Origin of the sequence: Mycobacterium sp. smrl_JER01 (genome assembly GCF_048513595.2) — a bacterium.
Classification (GTDB): domain Bacteria; phylum Actinomycetota; class Actinomycetes; order Mycobacteriales; family Mycobacteriaceae; genus Mycobacterium.
In genome coordinates this window covers 5137174-5154964 of sequence record NZ_JBLXXK020000001.1, presented here as the reverse complement: position 1 = coordinate 5154964, position 17791 = coordinate 5137174, and the positions used below count along the sequence as shown (strand labels likewise).

Here is a 17791-nt window from a genome sequence, read left to right as displayed (position 1 = left end):
CGATGCGTCCTTCGACGCCGTCGTCATGCGTCAGTGCGCGTGACTGTGCGTCACGCCCCACGTCGGAAGCGGGTCGGGATAGTCCGTCCACACCTGCTCTCCGTCGGCGAGTTCGGCATCCGTCAGCAGGGCGGCTTCGAGCAGTCGCCGCACCTTGTCCCGGTCGAGTTTCACGCCGATGAAGACGATTTCCTGGCCCGCCGCGATCTCCGTCGACGACCAGTACTGCGCCGGCTCGATCACCAGGTTCGGTCCCGCCTGGGACCAGATCGCGGCGATCGTCGGGCGGCTGGCGATCCAGCAGAAACCCTTGCTGCGCAGGATTCGCGTCATCTGTCCGAGGGACTCGGCCAACCGCTGCGGATGGAACGGCCGGTCTGATCGGAACGTCATCGAGCTGATGCCGTATTCCTCGGTCTCGGGGGTGTGGCCCTCGGCGATCTCCTCGTCCCAGCCCGGTGCCTCGGCCGCGGCGATGGGATCGAACAGTCCGGTGTCGAGCACCTCGGAGATGTCGACGATGCCGTGATCGGTCCGAATCAGCTTCGCCGTCGGATTGAGGCGGCGCACCAGCGTCTCCACCGTCCCGAGCGTGGCCGCGCTGACCAGATCCGTCTTGTTCAGCAGGATGACGTCGGCGAACTCGACCTGGTCGACCAGCAGGTCAGAGATGCTGCGGGCATCGCCCTCGCCGGCGCTCATGTCGCGGTCGGCGAGCGCTTCACCGCGGGCGATCTCGGTGAGGAAGGTCGAAGCGTCGACAACGGTCACCAGGGTGTCCAGACGCGCGAGCTGTCCGAGGCTGGTGCCGTCTTCGAACTCCCAGCTGAACGTGGCGGCAACCGGCATCGGCTCGGAGATCCCGGTGGATTCGATGACCAGTTGGTCGAATCGCCGCTGCCGTGCCAGGGCGCCCACCGCCTCGATGAGATCTTCGCGCAATGTGCAGCAGATGCAGCCGTTGGTCAGCTCGACGAGCTTCTCCTGGGTGCGATCGAGATGCCCCTGGCCGGCGACCAGTGCAGCATCGATGTTCACCTCGCTCATATCGTTGACGATCACCGCAACTCGCCGACCCTCGCGGTTGGCCAGGATGTGATTGAGCAGTGTGGTCTTCCCGGCTCCGAGAAAGCCGGAGAGGACGGTGACGGGCAGCAGCGTGGGCGCGGAAGGCATGCTTAATGATAATCATTTTCATTAAGAAATTTCCACTCGGGCTCCACCTTCGCGATCAGCAATGAAAACGGTTATCGTTACATCGTGAATCAATCTTCTCGGCGTCGGTCCCGCATCCTCGTCGGTTCGCTCGCTGTCGCGCTGCCTCTGGCGTTGTCGGCCTGTTCGGGCGATCAACAGTCCGCGGACCCCACCGCGGCGGCGCCGGGCGGGGAATGTCCGGCCGACCCGGTGAATGTGGTCGTCAGCGTGGACCAGTGGGGCGACATCGTGTCGCAGCTCGGTGGCGCCTGTGCGAATGTGACCACCGTGTTGGCGGGTTCGTCGGTCGATCCCCACGATTACGAACCGGCTCCCTCTGATGCGGCGGCCTTTGACGGCGCGCAGCTGGTGGTCGTCAACGGAGGTCACTACGACGAATGGGCCACCAAGCTGGCGGCCAGTTCGGCTCCCGATGCGCCGGTCATCAACGCGCTCGTTGCGAGTGGAGCCGACGATCACGAGCACGCCGGGGAAAGCCATGACCATGCCGGGGAGGGCCATGACCATGCCGGCGAAGACCACGACCACGCCGGCGAAGACCACGACCACGCCGGAGATGGTCACGATCACGCCGGCGAACCCAATCCGCACGTCTGGTACAACCCCACCGCCGTGACCGCTGTCAGCGACGCCGTCACGGCCGAGTTGGAGAAGTTATCGCCCGATGCTGCCGACTATTTCGATCAGCGTCACGAGGCATTCGTCGAGTCGCTCAAGCCCTACGACGACGCCATCGCGTCCCTCCAGGCCGGGGCCGCCGGCAGGACCTACGCGGCGACCGAGAGCGTGTTCGATGACATGGCAAGCGCGATCGGGCTCCAGAATCGCACGCCGGCGGGCTACCAGGTGTCCTCGGCGAATGAAACCGATCCGTCACCGGCGGATCTGGACGCTTTCCTGCGACTACTCGGAGACCGCGGGGTCGACGTCCTGATCTACAACTCCCAGACCGAAGGATCGATGCCGCAACAGATTCGCGCCGCGGCCGAGCAGGCAGGGGTTCCGGTCGTAGAGGTGACCGAGACCGTCCCGCCGGGGGTCGACTCGTTCGAGACGTGGCAGGTGGGCCAACTCGACGCGCTTGCCGAGGCGCTGGGTGTTGGTTCCTGAACCAGCGCTGACGTTTCGTGACGTCAGCGTCAGTCGGGGCGGTCGCACCGTATGGTCGCGGGCGTCGTTTGATGTGCCCGCCGGCGGCGTGGTGGCCGTCATCGGTCCGAACGGATCGGGCAAGACGACGCTATTGCAGGTCGTGCTGGGGCTGCTCCCGTGCGCAACCGGCAGCGTGGAGGTTTTCGGTCATCGTCCCGGTTCGATGAACGGCGAAATCGGTTATGTTCCACAGAATTACACTGCGACCGCGGGTGAAGCCATCCGGGCGTACGATGCCGTCGCATTGGGGCTGACCGGGCACCGATGGGGATTCGGCCGGACGGATCGGCGCCAGCGCGAACAGGTCGAGCACGCCCTCGCCGCCGTCGATGCCACGGCGATTGCCGACAAGCGGTTGTCCCAGCTGTCGGGAGGTCAGCGACAGCGGGTCGCTTTGGCCGAGGCTTTGGTGAGTCACCCGAAGTTGCTGATCCTCGACGAGCCACTGGCCTCGTTGGACATCAGGAGCCAGCACGAGTTGGTGGCGCTCATCAAGCGGATCAACGCCGATCTGGGTGTCACGGTTCTGCTCGTCGCCCACGACCTCAACCCACTGCTGTCCATCCTCAGCGGGGCCATCTATCTGCTCGACGGGCATCCTCGCTTCGACTCGGTCGACGGTGTCGTCGACACCGCCCTGCTCAGCCTCCTCTACGGAACCGCGGTAGAAGTGGTGAACACGCCCCAGGGTGACCTCTACGTCCGGAAGCCGTCGTGACCACGTCACTGGTCGCCCTCGGCTATCAGGACAACTGGCCACAGATTCTGGCCTCCACGTTCATGCGCAACGCGTTGATCGGTGGAACCATCGTCGCCTTGGCGGCAGGTCTGATCGGGTACTTCGTGGTGGTCCGCAACACCGCGTTCGCGGCCCACGCGCTGGCGCACATCGGTCTGCCCGGAGCCACCGGGGCGGTGTTGGTGGGACTGCCGGTGGCGGTGGGTCTCGGCGCGTTCTGCATCGGCGGTGCGCTGGTCATCGGCGCATTGGGCAAGCGTGCGGCCGACCGAGAGGTCGCCACCGGCACCGTCCTGGCGATGGCGACCGGTCTCGGCCTGCTGTTCAACTCGCTCGCGACACGTAGTTCGAGCACGATGACCAACGTGCTGTTCGGGAACCTGCTCGCGATCACCCAGGAGCAGATCCTCTCGTTCGCAGCTCTGCTCGCCGTGCTGGCCGTCAGCGTCGCGATCATCTACCGGCCGTTGTTGTTCACCTCGGTCAACGCGCAGGTCGCGGAGGCGAAGGGGGTCCCGGTGCGCGGCTTGGCGATCGTGTTCATGATCCTGTTGGGGCTCACCGTCACCATGGCGGTGCAGGCAGTGGGAACCTTGCTGCTCTTCGCCCTTGTCGTCACCCCTGCGGCCGCGGCGATCATGCTGACACCCCGACCGGCCCTTGCCATCGGGATCACCATGGTCATCAACGTGATTGCGGTCTGGCTGGGCCTCGGCCTGTCAGCGATGTTCAATGCGCCGCCGAGTTTTGTCATCGTCACCATCGCGTGCGGCGTGTGGGCGGTGATCTGGGCCGCCGAGCGCGGTTTCCGTTCGTCGTCGGATCGCGTGCTCGTCACCTGAGACGCGACGCCGGGGCGCGCACGGACAGCCGGACGCTTCCGTTAACGTCAAATCATGCCCAGGAGTCCCGCTCCGAGGAGACACACCACCTTGGCCTCGCTGGCCGCGGAGCTGAAGGTGTCTCGCACCACGATCTCCAATGCCTACAACAGACCCGATCAGTTGTCGGCAGAGCTGCGTGAGCGGATCTTCTCGGCTGCGAAGCGGCTGGGTTACCCGGGGCCCGACCCGGTCGCCCGTTCGCTTCGGACCCGCCGCGCCGGCGCGGTCGGCCTGATGATCACCGAGCCGCTGAACTACTCCTTCAGCGATCCGGCTGCGCTGGATTTTGTCGCCGGTCTTGCCGAGTCCTGCGAGGAGGCCGGTCAGGGTTTGCTTCTGGTGGCGATCGGACCAAGCCGGACTGTCGAAGACGGCACGGCAGCCGTGCTCGCCGCCGGCGTCGACGGCTTCGTGGTCTATTCGGCGAGCGACGACGATCCGTATCTGCCGGTGGTATTGCAGCGACATCTCCCGGTGGTGGTGGTCGACCAACCCAAGAACGTCGCAGGCACGTCCTGGGTGGGCATCGACGACCGCGCTGCCATGCGTCGCCTCGCCGACCACGTGATCGGCCTCGGACACCGGGAGATCGCGGTGCTGACCATGCGGTTGGCTCGGGACAAGCCGGGCGACGCCGACTGCTCGGTCGTTGCGCCGGACCGCCGCCGGACTCCGCGTTTCCATGTACAGCAGGAACGCGTCGGGGGTGTCGAAGATGCGATGGCGGCGGCGGGCCTCGACCCCGATTCGTTGACGGTCGTGGAGAGCTATCAGCATCTGCCGACATCCGGAGGTGCGGCCGCTGAGGTCGCACTCACGGCGAACCCACGGCTCACGGCGTTGATGTGCACTGCTGATGTCCTGGCGCTCTCGGCGATGGACTATCTGCGGGGCCGTGGTGTCTACGTGCCCGGGCAGGTGACCGTCACCGGTTTCGACGGTATCCCCGAAGCGCTGCGCCGAGGACTGACGACGGTGGCCCAGCCCAGTGTGGAGAAGGGGCGACGAGCGGGTCGCCTCCTGCACACCCCGCCACGCCATGGGCTGCCGGTGGTAGAGATGGTGGACACCGAACTCACGAGGGGGCGCACGTCGGGGCCACCCGCCTGAACGCGGTTGGTAACTACGCGGATTGATCGTCGTGCCGAGCGAGTATGGCTTCCCGCTCGTGCGCAGTCAGTCCGCCCCACACGCCGAACGCCTCCCGTGCCTCCAGCGCGTAGGACAGGCACTCGTCCCGGACGACGCAGGATTGGCAGAACAGTTTGGCCTGCTGGACCCGGGCCCGTCTCTCGTCTCGGCTCTCACGATCGGAGGGAAAGAACAACTCGGTATCGGAGCCGTGGCAACGGCCGTACTGCTGCCAGTCCCAGAATGTGCAGAGGGGGCGTCGAGTGCGCTGACCGGCCGACTGCGGCACCGAATTTCGCCTCCTCCGTACGTGATCCGGGTGTGTCCTAGATCCGGGTTGTCCTAGATCCGGGTTGTGCTCGTCCCGCGGTCACGGTACCGGCCGGAGTGGACCTTGTCGACAATGATTTTCAATAAGCCTGGTGGGGGGTGAAAACGCGCGACACGTCAATGGCGTGGATTGGCGTCGGTGGGGTGTCAGCCTCGACGTGCCACGACGACGTCGTCGTGGGTGTGCTGGCCTTCGATGCCGGCGGGGACCTCGCGGGGGCGTCGCCGCTCAACGGTGACCTGCCACTCCTCACCGAGCAGTTCGACGACGTCGTCGTGACTGAGGTAATCGGCCGGGTCGAACCCGTACGACTTCGCCTTCTCCACATCGACGTCGGCATGGTGTACCACCAGCAGCGTCCCGCCGGTGGCGACGGCGCCCAGTAGGGCCCGCTGGGCATCCCATCCCGGTGAGTGCAACAGAGCCGGGTAGTGCGCGACGACGAGGTCGAATCCGCCCTCGGGCGGATCGAAGTCCTCGAGGCGGGAGCAGACCCAGTTGACGCTGACATCGTGGTGTGCTGCCCGGGTCGCTGCGCGGTCCAGGGCCACCTGGGAGACGTCCAGTCCGGTGGCGTTCCACCCCTGTGTGGCAAGCCATATGGCGTCTGAACCGAGGCCGCAGCCGATATCCAGCGCCGTCCCCGGCGCCAGTTGCCGTGCCACCTGGATCAGCACCGCATCAGGGGCGCTGTCGGGGATCTGATCGGCCAGGTCGGTATAACGCCCGTCCCACTCGGCAGAGAGTGCGGCAGCAGAGTCCGGTGAACCAGTCATGGTACGAGGGTGGTTCGTGCCTGATCCGAGTGCAAACAGTATTGCCGATCAGGCAAAGGGGCGACGGCGTGAGTCGGCCAGGTGTGCCAGCGCCGTGGCGACGTCGTCGGGGGAGTCGATCCGGTAGGTCGCGGCGGTCTCCCCGGGGCCGACCTTCACGCCGATGTCGGTGCCGAGCAAGCGTGTGAAGGCCTTCTCATCGGTGACATCGTCACCGAAGAACACCACTGCGGTGGCTCGGTGTTCGGCGCGCAGGATGTCGATCGCTTCCCCCTTGTCGGTCGAAATGACGGCGAACTCGAGTACCGCTTTACCCGTCGTCACGTGTGCGTCCCATTCCGCCGATGCCTCCCAGGCGGCGGCCAGGGCGGCATCACCGTCGGCCGGCGAGGCGTTGCGGACGTGCAGTGCCACACTGGCCGGTTTGGTTTCCACCGTCACGCCGGGTTTGTCCGAGGCGATGCGCTGGAGCCGTTCGGTGATCCGCCCGAGCCGGTCGCGGTCGATGTCATGGGAGAAGCCGGAATCGAACTCCGCGCCGTGGCTTCCGACCAGGTGCACGGCAGGCGGCATGGCCGACAGTAGCCGGAGTGTCTCCAGCGCCCTACCGGAGATCAAAGCCGTAGTCGTAGCAGGCAATTCGGCGAGTGCGGTCAGGGCCTGTGCCGCGGCGGGAAGCGGTCGCGCATCGGCGGGGTTGCTGACGATCGGCGCCAGGGTGCCGTCGAAGTCAGAGGTGACCAGTAGGCGGTCCGTGGCGGCCGCCGAATTCAGCGCGGTGATCAGGTCCGGCGGTAGGACGCTCATCGCTAGATCTTAGGCTGTTCGCCGTCCCCGATGAGCAGGCGCACGGCCAGGTCCAGCCGCTTGGCCACGTCGGTCGCCGACGCGCGTCGGGTGAGCCAGGCAAGCAGGTTCGACAGCCACACGTCGGAGATCACGCGTGCGATGTGGTACTGATCCTCGGTGGGCTCGCCGTCGCTCATCGCGCGGGCGAACATGGAGTCCATCAACTTGCCGACATGGTCGACCTCACCCGCGGCGGATGCGTCGGCGAACACGAAAGCCCGTGTCATCGCCTCGGTGAGCAGTGGGTTGCGCTGCATGGCCCGGTTGAGCTTCCCGACCATGATGTTGAGTCGCTGGTAGGCGGTGTCTCCGGCGGAGAGCGCGGCCCGGTCGGTCTTGGCGTCGATGCGCTCGAACTCGCGGCCCAGCGCAGAGACCAACAGGTGAACTTTGGACGGGAAGTACCGGTACAGCGTTCCGACCGCGACATCGGCCCGCTCGGCGACCGCACGCATCTGTACGGCTTCGTAGCCGCCCTTCGAGGCGATGGCCAGAGTGGCATCCAGGATGCGCTTGCGGCGCTCGCGTTGGGCTTCGGAACCGAGTTCAGATTCGGCCAGCACCGCCACGTTCATCACCTGGCGGGGGCGGGTGTCCGAACCGGCGTTCGACGGGGCGCGCGAGGTCTGCGACTTATCAGCTGACAACTCCGACGTCCCAGACATGCGGTGAGTGGCTCCTTCGTGATGCGTTTCCGGTGAAAACGATACGCATGCCGGTCCCGTTTTTCTCATCTCCCTGCGTGGCGCACATCGTCGTGCCCTGCGGTGATGGCGGTCGACTTGACGGTCGAACGCTGTCACTATTAGAACACGTTCTAGTGAGAAGCACTGTCTTCTCGCCCAATCGCTAGGAGACACGGTGTCGGCATCCACGTCCGCTCCCACCACCGACGACCAGTCCGCCGCCCGAGAGCTGGTACGGACCTGGGCCGCCGCGTCGCGCGCGCTCGAGGCGGTCCGCGACGTCGAGCAGGGTGACGCGGATGCCTGGCGCGGACCCTACGCCGGTCTGGCCGAGCTGGGGATCTTCGGTGTGGCGTTGTCCGAGGAGCACGGCGGGGCCGACGGGACGGTGTCGGATCTGGTTGCGATGCTCGACGAGGCGGCCGCGGCGCTGGTGCCCGGCCCGGTGGTGACCACCGCCCTGGGCACGTTGGTGCTGGGCGACACGCATGCCGAGCTGCTCGAACAGCTCGCCACGGGGCAACGCACCGCAGCTTTCACGCTGGCCGCCGAGCTCGCGTACGGCGACGGCCGGGTTTCGGGGGTCGCGCCCTTCGTGCTGGGCGCAGACTCGGCGGGGGTGCTGCTGGTGCCCGCGGGTGATACCTGGCTGCTGGTCGACGGCGCCGCCCAGGGGGTGACGATCGAGCCGCTGAAAGCGACGGACTTCTCCCGCCCGCTGGCGCGCGTGGCGCTCGACGGGGCCAGCGCCGAGGCGCTGGACGTGCCGGCCCAACGCGTGGTCGATCTGGCCGCGACGCTGTCGGCTGCCGAGGCGGCTGGGCTGGCGCGCCGACTGCTGCAGACCGCGACCGAGTACGCCAAGGTGCGCGAGCAGTTCGGGAAGCCGATCGGCAGTTTCCAGGCCGTCAAACACATGTGTGCCGAGATGCTGTTGCGCGCCGAGCAGGCGTCGGTGGCCGCCGCCGACGCCGCCCGGGCGGCCGGCGAGTCGGATACCGATCAGCTGTCGATCGCCGCGGCGCTGGCGGCGTCGGTGGGCATCGAGGCAGCGAAAGCCAACGCCAAGGATTGCATCCAGGTGCTGGGTGGGATCGGCATCACCTGGGAACACGACGCGCACCTGTATCTACGGCGCGCGTACGGCATCGGCCAATTCCTGGGCGGCACGTCGCGCTGGCTGCGTCGGGTGGCGGCGCTGACCCAGCAGGGGGTGCGCAGGGAACTGCACATCGACCTGGCCTCGGTGGCCGATCTGCGACCCGAGATCGCCGCGGCGGTGGCCGAGGTGGCGGCCGCGCCGGACAGCGAACGGCAGGTCGCGCTGGCCGAGTCGGGACTGCTGGCGCCGCACTGGCCGCGGCCGCACGGCCGTGCCGCAGGTCCGGCCGAGCAGTTGCTGATCGATCAGGAACTCGCCGGGGCCGGTGTGGTTCGTCCCGATCTGGTGATCGGGTGGTGGGCGGTGCCGACCATTTTGGAGCACGGCAGCCCCGAACAGGTCGAGCAATTCGTCCCGCCGACACTGCGCGGGGAACTGACGTGGTGCCAGCTGTTCAGTGAGCCGGGCGCGGGTTCGGATCTGGCGGCGCTGCGGATGAAGGCAGTCCGGGCCGACGGTCCGTCGGGCTCCGGGTGGAAGCTCACCGGACAGAAGGTCTGGACCTCGGCGGCGCAGAAGGCGCACTGGGGGGTCTGTCTGGCAAGAACGGACTCTAACGCACCGAAACACAAGGGCATCACCTACTTCCTGATCGACATGAAGAGCCCCGGCATCGTGATCCGGCCACTGCGGGAGATCACCGGTGACGAACTGTTCAACGAGGTGTTCTTCGACGACGTCTTCGTCCCTGACGAGATGGTGGTTGGTCAGGTCAACGACGGGTGGCGCCTGGCGCGCACCACACTGGCCAATGAACGGGTCGCGATGGCGCAGGGCACCGCGCTGGGCAATCCGATGGAGGAGCTGCTCCAGGTCATCTCCCGACTGGAAGTCGATGGTGCTCAACAAGATCGGCTCGGGCAGCTGATCGTCACCGCTCAGGTCGGATCACTGCTCGATCAGCGCATCGCCCAACTGGCCGTCGAAGGGCAGGACCCCGGCCCACAGGCCAGTGCCCGCAAGCTGATCGGGGTTCGGTACCGGCAGGCGCTCGCGGAGTTCCGGATGGAGCTGTCCGACGGGGCCGGCGCTGTCGAAACCGGCCAGGTCCACGACTTCCTCAACACCCGGTGCCTGACGATCGCCGGCGGCACCGAGCAGATCCTGCTCACCATGGCCGGCGAGCGGCTGCTGGGCCTGCCGCGCTGAGCAGCGTCAGGCGAAAGTGGTCTGAGCGCACGCACTCGGCGTGGTGAGGTTCACCCCGCCGTAGACCACCTGGATCTGTGAGCACACGATGAACTCCGACCCCTTGGCCGGTTGTCCGGTGGTCCACGCGGTGGGAACCGAGTCACCGTCGGTGGTGAACCGTTGGATCGGTCCGCCACCGAAGTACGTCACCGACACCTCGACGTCGCGCAGCGATTTGAGCATGCGGGACAGCACATTGTTGTGGTTGGCGCCCTTGAGTTCTCGCGGGGTGCCCGCGGGCGCGCTGTACCAGGCCTCCTGCCAGACGTCCTGAGAGTTGCTGCGCAATGTCACGGTCTGCCGGGCCCAGGTGTCGTCCGGGAAGCCGGTCGGGCCGCCGGGGGTCAGCAGATTGGCCGACGTGTTGTAGAAGCACCGGGCGGCATCGCAGTTCGCGGTGACGTGCATCTGGATCTGGGTGGTGGGGTCGACGTGGATCGAAGACATCGCGGTGTTCGACGCGGCGCCGGCCGTCGGTGCGGCGGTGACTCCGAGGAGCGCCGCGAGCACCATCGGGGTCACTGCCGCCACACTTGCCGCTGCGAGCCGGTTCATCGTGATGAAGGTAATCCCCCTGCTACTCGTCATAGGTGACTTCGACCGAATCCGACAGCGGATGGGCTTGGCATGCCAGGATCAGCCCTTCGTCGAGGTCCTGTTGTTCGAGGACATCGTTGATCTCCATCTCCGTCTGGCCGGACTTCGTGAGCACGGCGCACGCGCCGCAGTGCCCCTCGCGGCACGAGAACGGTGCGTCGAGGCCCTTGTCCAGCAGCACGTCGAGCAGTTTCGCGCGCCGCGGCCAGGACACCTCGTGGGTCTGGCCGTCCAGCGTCACGATCGCGGTCGCCGGACCCGCGTCGCTGTCGTCGGGGTCGTCCGAAGGAATCGTCACGCGTGCGAACGGATCCGACTCCAGCGACCTGAAGATCTCGATGTGGATGCGGTCGGCGGGCAGTCCGGCGGCCTTGAGCGCTGCCTCGGCGGCGGCCATGAACGGACCCGGCCCGCAGATGAACGCCTCCCGCGCACCGTACGGGGCGAACAGCTCGGACAGGGTGGACACGCTCGGCAGGCCCTGCACCGACTCCAGCCAGTGGATCACGGTCAGCCGGTCCGGGTATTCGGCTGCCAGATCGCGCAGCGTCTCGGCGAAGATCACCGACTTCTCGTCGCGATTGGCGTAGACGAGGGTGACCTTGCCGGTGCCCTCCGAGAGCGCCGATTTCAGGATCGCGAGCATCGGGGTGATGCCGCTGCCTGCGGCAAGCAGCAGGAAATCGGTATCGAGCGTCGTGGGGACGAATGTGCCCGACGGCGCCAGGACATGGATCCGCATGCCGGCGTGCGCGTTGTCGCACAACCAGTTCGACGCGTACCCGTCCGCGGTGCGTTTGACCGTGACCGTCAGGGGATCGCCTGTGAACGGTGAACTACACAGTGAGTAGCAGCGCGCCACCGATCCGGTGCGCTCACTGGGCACCCGCAGGGTGAGGAACTGACCCGGCGCGTAGCGCAGTTTCTCCGGCGGGACGGGGGCGTCGGTGGGGGAGGTGAACACCAGGGAGCGTGCGTCGTGCGTCTCGTCGATCACCTTGGCGATCTCCAACTCGAGCACGTGCGTACCCAGGGGTTCGTCGGCGGCTACGTCGGTCACAAGATGAGCCCTCTCTTCACGCCGCGGCTGGTCATAACTAGAACAGGTTACAGAAATGCATGTCCGCAGGTCCAGCTGCCACAGGGCAGCGCTACTCGACACAAATCGTAACGTGTTCTAATCTCATCTCAGGTTACTTCGCACGCCTCGGGAGGCACACCAGTGACGTCCATTGAACAGCGCGACGCGCAGTCGGTTCTCGCCGGTATCGACGACCTGCTGCCGCTGATCGCCAAGCGCTCGCAAGCCGCCGAAGAACTGCGCAAACTGCCCGACGAGACCGTGGCCGAGCTCGATGAGGTCGGTTTCTTCAAGCTGCTCCAGCCTGAGCAGTGGGGCGGCCTCCAGTGCGATCCGACTCTCTTCTACGAGGCCGTGCGCCGCATCGCCAGCGCCTGCGGTTCCACCGGTTGGGTGTCGTCGATCATCGGAGTGCACAACTGGCACCTGGCGCTGTTCGATCAGCAGGCCCAGGAGGACGTCTGGGGCAGCGACTCGACGGTGCGGGTCTCGTCGTCGTACGCCCCGATGGGCGCGGGGACCGTGGTCGACGGCGGCTACCTGGTCAGCGGTGCGTGGCAGTGGTCGTCGGGATGTGACCACGCCACCTGGGCGTTCCTCGGGGGCCCGGTGATCAAGGACGGTAAGCCGGTGGACTTCGGCAGTTTCCTGATCCCGCGCACCGACTACCGCATCGACGACGTCTGGAATGTCGTCGGCCTCAAGGCCACCGGTAGCAATACCGTGGTGGTCAAGGACGTGTTCGTCCCGCGCCACCGATTCCTGTCCTACAAGGCGATGAACGACGGCACCGCGGGCGGTTACCAGACCAACACCGCGCCGGTCTACAAGATGCCCTGGGGCACCATGCATCCCACCACGATCAGCGCCCCCATCATGGGGATGGCCTACGGCGCCTACGATGCTCACGTCGAGCATCAGGGCAAGCGCGTCCGCGCAGCCTTCGCGGGCGAGAAGTCCAAGGAAGACCCGTTCGCCAAGATCCGCATCGCCGAGGCGGCCAGCGACATCGACGCCGGCTGGCGGCAGCTGATCGGCAATGTCCGTGACGAGTACCAGCTGTTGCAGGCCGGCAAGGAGATCCCGTTCTCGCTGCGCGCCGCCGCCCGCCGCGACCAGGTGCGGGCCACCGCACGTGCGATCGCCTCGATCGACCTGCTGTTCGAGGCGTCCGGCGCGACGGCGTTGCAGCTGGAGCAGCCGGTGCAGCGATTCTGGCGTGACGCGCATGCCGGCCGCGTGCACGCCGCCAACGAGCCCGAGCGCGCCTACCTGATCTTCGGTAACGACGCGTTCGGTCTGCCACCCCAGGACACGATGGTCTAGATGACTTCCTTTGCCGCAGAAGCTGCCCAGCAGCAGGAGATCACGTTCGAGTCGACCTCGCGCTTCGCGCAGGTGCATACCGGGGCCGGCGAAGCAACGGGGAATGCCCGGGACATGCGTCTGCACTACCACGAAGCCGGGGTGGGGAACCCCGAAACCGTGGTGCTGCTGCACGGCGGCGGCCCCGGCGCGTCGAGCTGGTCGAACTTCGGGAAGAACATTCCGGTGCTGGCCCGTCACTTCCACGTGCTGGCCGTCGACCAGCCGGGGTACGGGCACTCCGACAAGCACACCGAGCACGAGCAGTACAACCGCTACAGTGCCACCGCGTTGCTGGGTCTGTTCGACCATCTCGGCATCGAACGCGCCGCGCTGGTGGGCAACTCGCTCGGTGGTGGTACCGCGGTGCGGTTCGCGCTGGACAACCCCAAGCGCGCCGGACGCCTGGTCCTCATGGGTCCGGGCGGTCTGAGCGTCAATCTGTTCTCGCCGGATCCGACCGAGGGCGTGAAGCTGCTCGGCAGGTTCGCGGCCGAACCGACGCGGGCGAACATCGAGAAGTTCTTGCGCATCATGGTGTGGGATCAGAGCCTGATCACTCCGGAGCTGGTGGAGGAGAGATTCCAGATCGCCAGTACGCCGGAGTCGCTCGCGGCGACCAAAGCGATGGGCAAGTCCTTCGCGGGGGCCGATTTCGAGCTCGGGATGATGTGGCGTGACGTATACAAGCTGCGTCAGCGGGTACTGCTGATCTGGGGTCGCGAAGACCGGGTGAACCCGCTCGACGGGGCGCTGGTCGCCCTCAAGCAGATTCCGCGAGTCCAGTTGCACGTGTTCGGCCAGTGTGGCCACTGGGCGCAGCTGGAGAAGTTCGACGAGTTCAACAAGTTGACCATCGATTTTCTCGGAGGTTCATCGTGAGCATCCGTTCACTGGGTTACCTGCGGATCGAAACCACCGACATCGCGGCCTGGCGTGAGTACGGGCTGAAGGTGCTGGGCATGGTCGAGGGGTCGGGAAATGCCGACGGTGCGCTGTATCTAAGGATGGACGAGTTCCCGGCCAGGCTGGTGATCGTGCCGGGTGAGCACGACCGGCTGCTGGTGTCCGGCTGGGAAACGGCGAACGCCGCGCAGTTGCAGGACATTCGCAAACGCCTCGAGGTCGAGGGCACCCCGTACAAGGAGGCCACCGCGGCCGAGCTCGCGGAGCGGCGAGTCGACGAGATGATCATCTTCGACGACCCGTCCGGAAACACCCTGGAGGTGTTCCACGGTGTCGCGTTGGAGCATCGCCGGGTGGTGAGTCCCTACGGGCACAAGTTCGTCACCGAGGAGCAGGGCCTCGGCCACGTCGTGCTCACCACCCGTGACGACGCCGAGACGCTGCACTTCTACCGCGATGTCCTGGGCTTCTACCTGCGTGACTCCATGCGGTTGCCGCCGCAGCTGGTGGGCCGGCCCGCGGACGGGCCGCCGGCGTGGCTGCGCTTCCTCGGGGTGAATCCCCGCCATCACAGCCTTGCCTTCATGCCCGGCGAAACCCCCAGCGGCATAGTGCATCTGATGGTCGAGGTGGAGAATGCCGACGACGTCGGCCTGTGCCTGGATCGCGCTCTGCGGCGCAAGGTGAAGATGTCGGCCACGCTGGGACGGCACGTCAATGACAAGATGCTGTCCTTCTACATGAAGACCCCGGGCGGCTTCGACATCGAATTCGGCTGTGAAGGACTCGAGGTCGACGACGAGAACTGGGTCGCGCGCGAGAGCACCGCGGTGTCGCTGTGGGGTCACGATTTCAGCGTGGGCTTCAAGTCGTAGTGTCCTCCGCTGTGCCCCAGTCTCCGATGTCCCAGCCCCCGATCGACCCACGCACGTTCCGGAATGTGCTGGGCCAGTTCTGTACCGGTATCACGGTCATCACCACGACGCACGAAGGCGCCCCGGTGGGGTTCGCCTGCCAGTCGTTCGCCGCGCTGTCGCTGGAGCCGCCGCTGGTGTTGTTCTGCCCGACGAAGGTGTCTCGGTCCTGGGCGGCCATCGAAGCCAGCGGCACGTTCTGCGTGAACGTCCTGCACGAGAACCAGCAGCATGTCTCGGCGAGGTTCGGGTCTCGCGAGCCGGACAAGTTCGCCGGCATCGACTGGACGCCGTCGAAGCTGGGCTCGCCGATCATCGAGGGCACGCTGGCGCACATCGACTGCACCGTGCATTCGGTGTACGACGGTGGCGATCATTACGTGGTGTTCGGTGCGGTGCATTCGCTGTCCGACGTGCCGCGAAAGAAGCCCCGGCCGCTGCTGTTCTACCAGGGGCAGTACACCGGCATCGAACCCGACAAGAACACACCCGCCGATTGGCGCAACGATCTTGAGGCGTTCCTGACCGCGACCACCGACGACACCTGGCTCTAGGTAGTTCGGTCGGCCGCGCCCTGCATCAGTGTCCGCACGATGTTCAGGTGGGCAGGCAACACACTCGCCCATACCCGTCGGGCGACGGGGTTGGCCAGTTGGACCAGCGTGGCGAACGTGACGTCGTGGTCACCGACCCGGGTGAGGAGTTCACCCGTCAGGCCGATCCGTGAGTCACTCTGCAGCCGAACGTAATCGACGCCGCTGTCGCTGACCGGCCAGCCGGCGATGGTGTCCACTGCGCCGCGGTGCGGCGCAATGGACACTGCGCCGCGGTGCGGCGCAATGGACACTGCGCCGCGGTGCAGCGTGATGCCCAACGCGGTCCATCCGAGGTGAAGTCGGACGCGCATCGCGGTCGACGGTCCCTCGAGGATCTCCCGCGCCCACTCCTGCGGGGTGTGCTGGAGTGCGTGCTCGGTACGGAGGCGATGGACGTCGACATGATCGATACGGGACAGGGTGCTGCCGGCCAACAGGGAGTCGTCTGCGTCGATGCGCTCGACGGTGTCAGGGGTCATGGCGTTCCTCACGATAGATGCAGAACAGTACTGTATCTATCGTAGGATGGTCCGCCAAGGCCCTTCGAGCGATCGGATTCAGATGCCACCACCGGTACGGACTCCGCGGCAGGCATGGATTGATGCCGGCCTGGAGCTGTTGGCCGCCCACGGACCGGATGCCGTCCGCGTGGAGGTGCTTGCGCAGCGGCTGGGCGTGACCCGAGGCGGGTTTTACCGCCAGTTCGCCGGTCGGCCCGAACTCGTCGCGGCGATGCTCGACAGCTGGGAACGGCGCAGCATCGACGACGTGCTTGAACGTGTCGATTCGGACGGTGGTGACGCGCGCAGCAAGGTACGCAGGGCGGGCATCCTGACGTTCTCGGCGGAGTTGCTCCCGATCGACCTCGCGGTCCGGGACTGGGCCAGGCGTGACCCGCAGGTGGCGGAGCGGCTGCGCCGCGTCGACAACCGACGCATGACCTATCTGCGGGAACTGATCGCCACCATTGCCGAGGGTCCGGCGGATGTCGAAGCCAGGGCACTGCTGGCTTTTTCCCTGGTGATCGGGTCGCACGTCATCGCCGCGGACCACCACGGCAGCACGCGCGCCCAGGTGGTGGGCGATGCGACCCGTCTGCTGTTGGGTTGAATCACACCGGTTGAATCACACCGATGTCATTCATCCCCACTGTGGACAACTCCTGTGGATATTCGCCTCCGTGATCGCCTGACGTGGCCTTATCCCCGACCCAGCAACGCGTCATCCTGGACCCGGCAACGCGTCATCCCCGACCCAGCAACGCGTCACCGTGCTGCACGACCCGGTCGGCGATCGCGTCGACGACCGCGGCCACCTCGGGGCGGCGCAGGGTCTCGGAGCGGGTGACCAGCCAATAGGTGAGCTTGATCGACACCTCGTCGGCGAGTATCCGGATCAGGTCGCGATGACGGTCCGCCATGAAACACGGCAGCAGACCGATGCCGGCCGACGCTCTCGTCGCCTCGACGTGGACGAACACATTGGTCGAGGTCACCGACTCCCGCATCGACGGCGCGAAGCTGGTGGCCAGGTCGAGATCGTCGACCTGCAGCATCGAGTCGATGAAATAGACGAGGGGGAACCGGCGCAGGTCGGCCACGTCAGCAGGACAGCCGTGTTCGGTCAGATAGTCGCGCGAACCGTAGAGGCCGAGGCAGTAGTCACCGAGCCTGAGCGCCTCGGCCCGGTGTACTTTCGGCTCACCGACCACCACTTCGATGTCGAGCCCGGACCGTTGCTGGCTGGCGCGCCGGGTGGCCGCGACGATCTCCACCGCGACCTGGGGGTGCTTGCGCTGGACCTCCGCAGCGGCCGGCGCGGCGATGTAGGCGGAGAATCCGTCGGTGGCAGAGATGCGCACGACGCCTTCCAGGGTGCGTTTCCCGTCCGCGTCGCTGGCAAGCGATCGGACCGCGGTCTCGACCGCTTCCGCGGCCGCCAGCGCCTCCCGTCCGAGGTCGGTGAGCTCCCAGCTCCCGGTACTCCGGGCCAGCACCCGGCCGCCCATGGCCCGTTCCAATGCGGCGATCCGCCGGCTGACCGTCGTGTGGTTGAGCCCTAGTTCGTCGGCGGCCATGGTGTATCTGCCGGTCCGTCCCACGGCGAGCAGAACCAGGAGGTCATCAGCGCTCGGGCGACGCGCAGAACCGGTCATTTGTGCAGTTTCGCAGATCGCTGGTGCGTTTTTGGCCATTGCCGCCCGGTTGGAGCTG

At 66.5% G+C, this 17791-nt stretch carries 19 protein-coding genes; 10 read left to right on the top strand and 9 right to left on the bottom strand.

The window, feature by feature from the left end; all coding sequences use genetic code 11:
- Nucleotides 1-30: 30 nt before the first annotated feature.
- Nucleotides 31-1176, bottom strand: coding sequence for a GTP-binding protein (locus ACNUDN_RS24210; protein WP_419124259.1), 1146 nt, complete (start codon nucleotides 1174-1176; stop codon nucleotides 31-33).
- A gap of 153 nt (nucleotides 1177-1329) precedes the next feature.
- Between ACNUDN_RS24210 and ACNUDN_RS24205 the strand changes: the two genes are divergently transcribed.
- The 4 genes from ACNUDN_RS24205 to ACNUDN_RS24190 are packed head-to-tail and all read left to right on the top strand — an operon-like array spanning nucleotide 1330 to nucleotide 5103.
- Nucleotides 1330-2328 carry a metal ABC transporter solute-binding protein, Zn/Mn family gene (locus ACNUDN_RS24205; protein ID WP_419125290.1) on the top strand — a complete coding sequence of 333 codons (999 nt, stop codon included), beginning with the start codon at nucleotides 1330-1332 and terminating at the stop codon, nucleotides 2326-2328.
- Complete coding sequence (locus ACNUDN_RS24200; protein ID WP_419124258.1) at nucleotides 2315-3088, top strand: metal ABC transporter ATP-binding protein; 774 nt, start codon at nucleotides 2315-2317, stop codon at nucleotides 3086-3088. The genes ACNUDN_RS24205 and ACNUDN_RS24200 overlap by 14 nt, the downstream gene beginning before the upstream one ends.
- A complete protein-coding gene (locus tag ACNUDN_RS24195; protein ID WP_419124257.1) occupies nucleotides 3085-3951 on the top strand; it encodes a metal ABC transporter permease in 867 nt (288 codons plus the stop codon). Before ACNUDN_RS24200 ends, ACNUDN_RS24195 begins: the two co-directional genes overlap by 4 nt.
- A gap of 54 nt (nucleotides 3952-4005) precedes the next feature.
- Entirely contained in the window at nucleotides 4006-5103 is a 1098-nt protein-coding gene (locus ACNUDN_RS24190) for an Rv3575c family transcriptional regulator (protein WP_419124256.1), read from the top strand.
- 13 nt (nucleotides 5104-5116) lie between these two features.
- Here the strand turns inward: ACNUDN_RS24190 and ACNUDN_RS24185 are convergent, their stop codons facing one another.
- The 4 genes from ACNUDN_RS24185 to kstR form a co-directional block, all read right to left on the bottom strand.
- The gene (locus ACNUDN_RS24185) at nucleotides 5117-5413 is read right to left on the bottom strand and encodes a WhiB family transcriptional regulator (RefSeq protein WP_419124255.1); all 297 of its coding nucleotides are present in this window, start codon (nucleotides 5411-5413) and stop codon (nucleotides 5117-5119) included.
- A gap of 188 nt (nucleotides 5414-5601) precedes the next feature.
- The gene (locus ACNUDN_RS24180) at nucleotides 5602-6231 is read right to left on the bottom strand and encodes a class I SAM-dependent methyltransferase (RefSeq protein ID WP_419124254.1); all 630 of its coding nucleotides are present in this window, start codon (nucleotides 6229-6231) and stop codon (nucleotides 5602-5604) included.
- Nucleotides 6232-6279: 48 nt separating this feature from the next.
- Nucleotides 6280-7038, bottom strand: a complete 759-nt coding sequence (otsB, locus tag ACNUDN_RS24175; RefSeq protein WP_419124253.1) for a trehalose-phosphatase — start codon at nucleotides 7036-7038, stop codon at nucleotides 6280-6282.
- 2 nt (nucleotides 7039-7040) lie between these two features.
- Complete coding sequence (gene kstR / locus ACNUDN_RS24170) at nucleotides 7041-7649, bottom strand: cholesterol catabolism transcriptional regulator KstR (protein WP_419125289.1); 609 nt, start codon at nucleotides 7647-7649, stop codon at nucleotides 7041-7043.
- Nucleotides 7650-7941: 292 nt separating this feature from the next.
- On the opposite strand from kstR, the gene ACNUDN_RS24165 reads away from it, so the two are divergent.
- Nucleotides 7942-10077, top strand: coding sequence for an acyl-CoA dehydrogenase family protein (locus tag ACNUDN_RS24165; RefSeq protein ID WP_431960775.1), 2136 nt, complete (start codon nucleotides 7942-7944; stop codon nucleotides 10075-10077).
- 6 nt (nucleotides 10078-10083) lie between these two features.
- Here the strand turns inward: ACNUDN_RS24165 and ACNUDN_RS24160 are convergent, their stop codons facing one another.
- Both ACNUDN_RS24160 and ACNUDN_RS24155 read right to left on the bottom strand, forming a co-directional pair.
- The gene (locus tag ACNUDN_RS24160; RefSeq protein WP_419124252.1) at nucleotides 10084-10674 is read right to left on the bottom strand and encodes a hypothetical protein; all 591 of its coding nucleotides are present in this window, start codon (nucleotides 10672-10674) and stop codon (nucleotides 10084-10086) included.
- 22 nt (nucleotides 10675-10696) lie between these two features.
- Nucleotides 10697-11776, bottom strand: coding sequence for a 2Fe-2S iron-sulfur cluster-binding protein (locus ACNUDN_RS24155; RefSeq protein WP_419124251.1), 1080 nt, complete (start codon nucleotides 11774-11776; stop codon nucleotides 10697-10699).
- A gap of 162 nt (nucleotides 11777-11938) precedes the next feature.
- Here ACNUDN_RS24155 and hsaA point away from each other — a divergent pair, with 162 nt between their 5' ends.
- From hsaA to hsaB, 4 genes are read left to right on the top strand one after another with little or no spacing between them, the layout of a single operon-like run.
- Entirely contained in the window at nucleotides 11939-13123 is a 1185-nt protein-coding gene (gene hsaA / locus ACNUDN_RS24150) for a 3-hydroxy-9,10-secoandrosta-1,3,5(10)-triene-9,17-dione monooxygenase oxygenase subunit (RefSeq protein ID WP_419124250.1), read from the top strand.
- The gene (gene hsaD / locus ACNUDN_RS24145) at nucleotides 13124-14044 is read left to right on the top strand and encodes a 4,5:9,10-diseco-3-hydroxy-5,9,17-trioxoandrosta-1(10),2-diene-4-oate hydrolase (RefSeq protein ID WP_419124249.1); all 921 of its coding nucleotides are present in this window, start codon (nucleotides 13124-13126) and stop codon (nucleotides 14042-14044) included.
- Nucleotides 14041-14943 carry an iron-dependent extradiol dioxygenase HsaC gene (gene hsaC / locus ACNUDN_RS24140; RefSeq protein ID WP_419124248.1) on the top strand — a complete coding sequence of 301 codons (903 nt, stop codon included), beginning with the start codon at nucleotides 14041-14043 and terminating at the stop codon, nucleotides 14941-14943. Before hsaD ends, hsaC begins: the two co-directional genes overlap by 4 nt.
- A 26-nt stretch (nucleotides 14944-14969) precedes the next feature.
- Nucleotides 14970-15536, top strand: a complete 567-nt coding sequence (gene hsaB / locus ACNUDN_RS24135) for a 3-hydroxy-9,10-secoandrosta-1,3,5(10)-triene-9,17-dione monooxygenase reductase subunit (protein ID WP_419125288.1) — start codon at nucleotides 14970-14972, stop codon at nucleotides 15534-15536.
- Here hsaB and ACNUDN_RS24130 read toward each other — a convergent pair.
- On the bottom strand, nucleotides 15533-16057 hold the full coding sequence (locus ACNUDN_RS24130; protein ID WP_431960771.1) for a hypothetical protein: 525 nt from the start codon (nucleotides 16055-16057) through the stop codon (nucleotides 15533-15535). The genes hsaB and ACNUDN_RS24130 overlap by 4 nt on opposite strands.
- Before the next feature lie 82 nt (nucleotides 16058-16139).
- Here ACNUDN_RS24130 and ACNUDN_RS24125 point away from each other — a divergent pair, with 82 nt between their 5' ends.
- Nucleotides 16140-16688, top strand: a complete 549-nt coding sequence (locus ACNUDN_RS24125) for a TetR/AcrR family transcriptional regulator (RefSeq protein ID WP_419124246.1) — start codon at nucleotides 16140-16142, stop codon at nucleotides 16686-16688.
- A gap of 133 nt (nucleotides 16689-16821) precedes the next feature.
- Here ACNUDN_RS24125 and ACNUDN_RS24120 read toward each other — a convergent pair whose 3' ends face one another.
- Entirely contained in the window at nucleotides 16822-17772 is a 951-nt protein-coding gene (locus tag ACNUDN_RS24120) for a LysR family transcriptional regulator (protein ID WP_419124245.1), read from the bottom strand.
- Between the last annotated feature and the right edge of the window lie 19 nt (nucleotides 17773-17791).

Bases quoted from the DNA above. Each gene is read 5' to 3' on its own strand.
- ACNUDN_RS24210 (WP_419124259.1), bottom strand. From the start codon at position 1,176: ATGCCTTCCGCGCCCACGCTGCTGCCCGTCACCGTCCTCTCCGGCTTT.
- ACNUDN_RS24190 (WP_419124256.1), top strand. From the start codon at position 4,006: ATGCCCAGGAGTCCCGCTCCGAGGAGACACACCACCTTGGCCTCGCTG.
- ACNUDN_RS24180 (WP_419124254.1), bottom strand. From the start codon at position 6,231: ATGACTGGTTCACCGGACTCTGCTGCCGCACTCTCTGCCGAGTGGGAC.
- otsB (WP_419124253.1), bottom strand. From the start codon at position 7,038: ATGAGCGTCCTACCGCCGGACCTGATCACCGCGCTGAATTCGGCGGCC.
- ACNUDN_RS24160 (WP_419124252.1), bottom strand. From the start codon at position 10,674: ATGAACCGGCTCGCAGCGGCAAGTGTGGCGGCAGTGACCCCGATGGTG.
- hsaD (WP_419124249.1), top strand. From the start codon at position 13,124: ATGACTTCCTTTGCCGCAGAAGCTGCCCAGCAGCAGGAGATCACGTTC.
- hsaB (WP_419125288.1), top strand. From the start codon at position 14,970: ATGTCCCAGCCCCCGATCGACCCACGCACGTTCCGGAATGTGCTGGGC.
- ACNUDN_RS24130 (WP_431960771.1), bottom strand. From the start codon at position 16,057: ATGACCCCTGACACCGTCGAGCGCATCGACGCAGACGACTCCCTGTTG.
- ACNUDN_RS24125 (WP_419124246.1), top strand. From the start codon at position 16,140: ATGCCACCACCGGTACGGACTCCGCGGCAGGCATGGATTGATGCCGGC.
- ACNUDN_RS24120 (WP_419124245.1), bottom strand. From the start codon at position 17,772: ATGGCCAAAAACGCACCAGCGATCTGCGAAACTGCACAAATGACCGGT.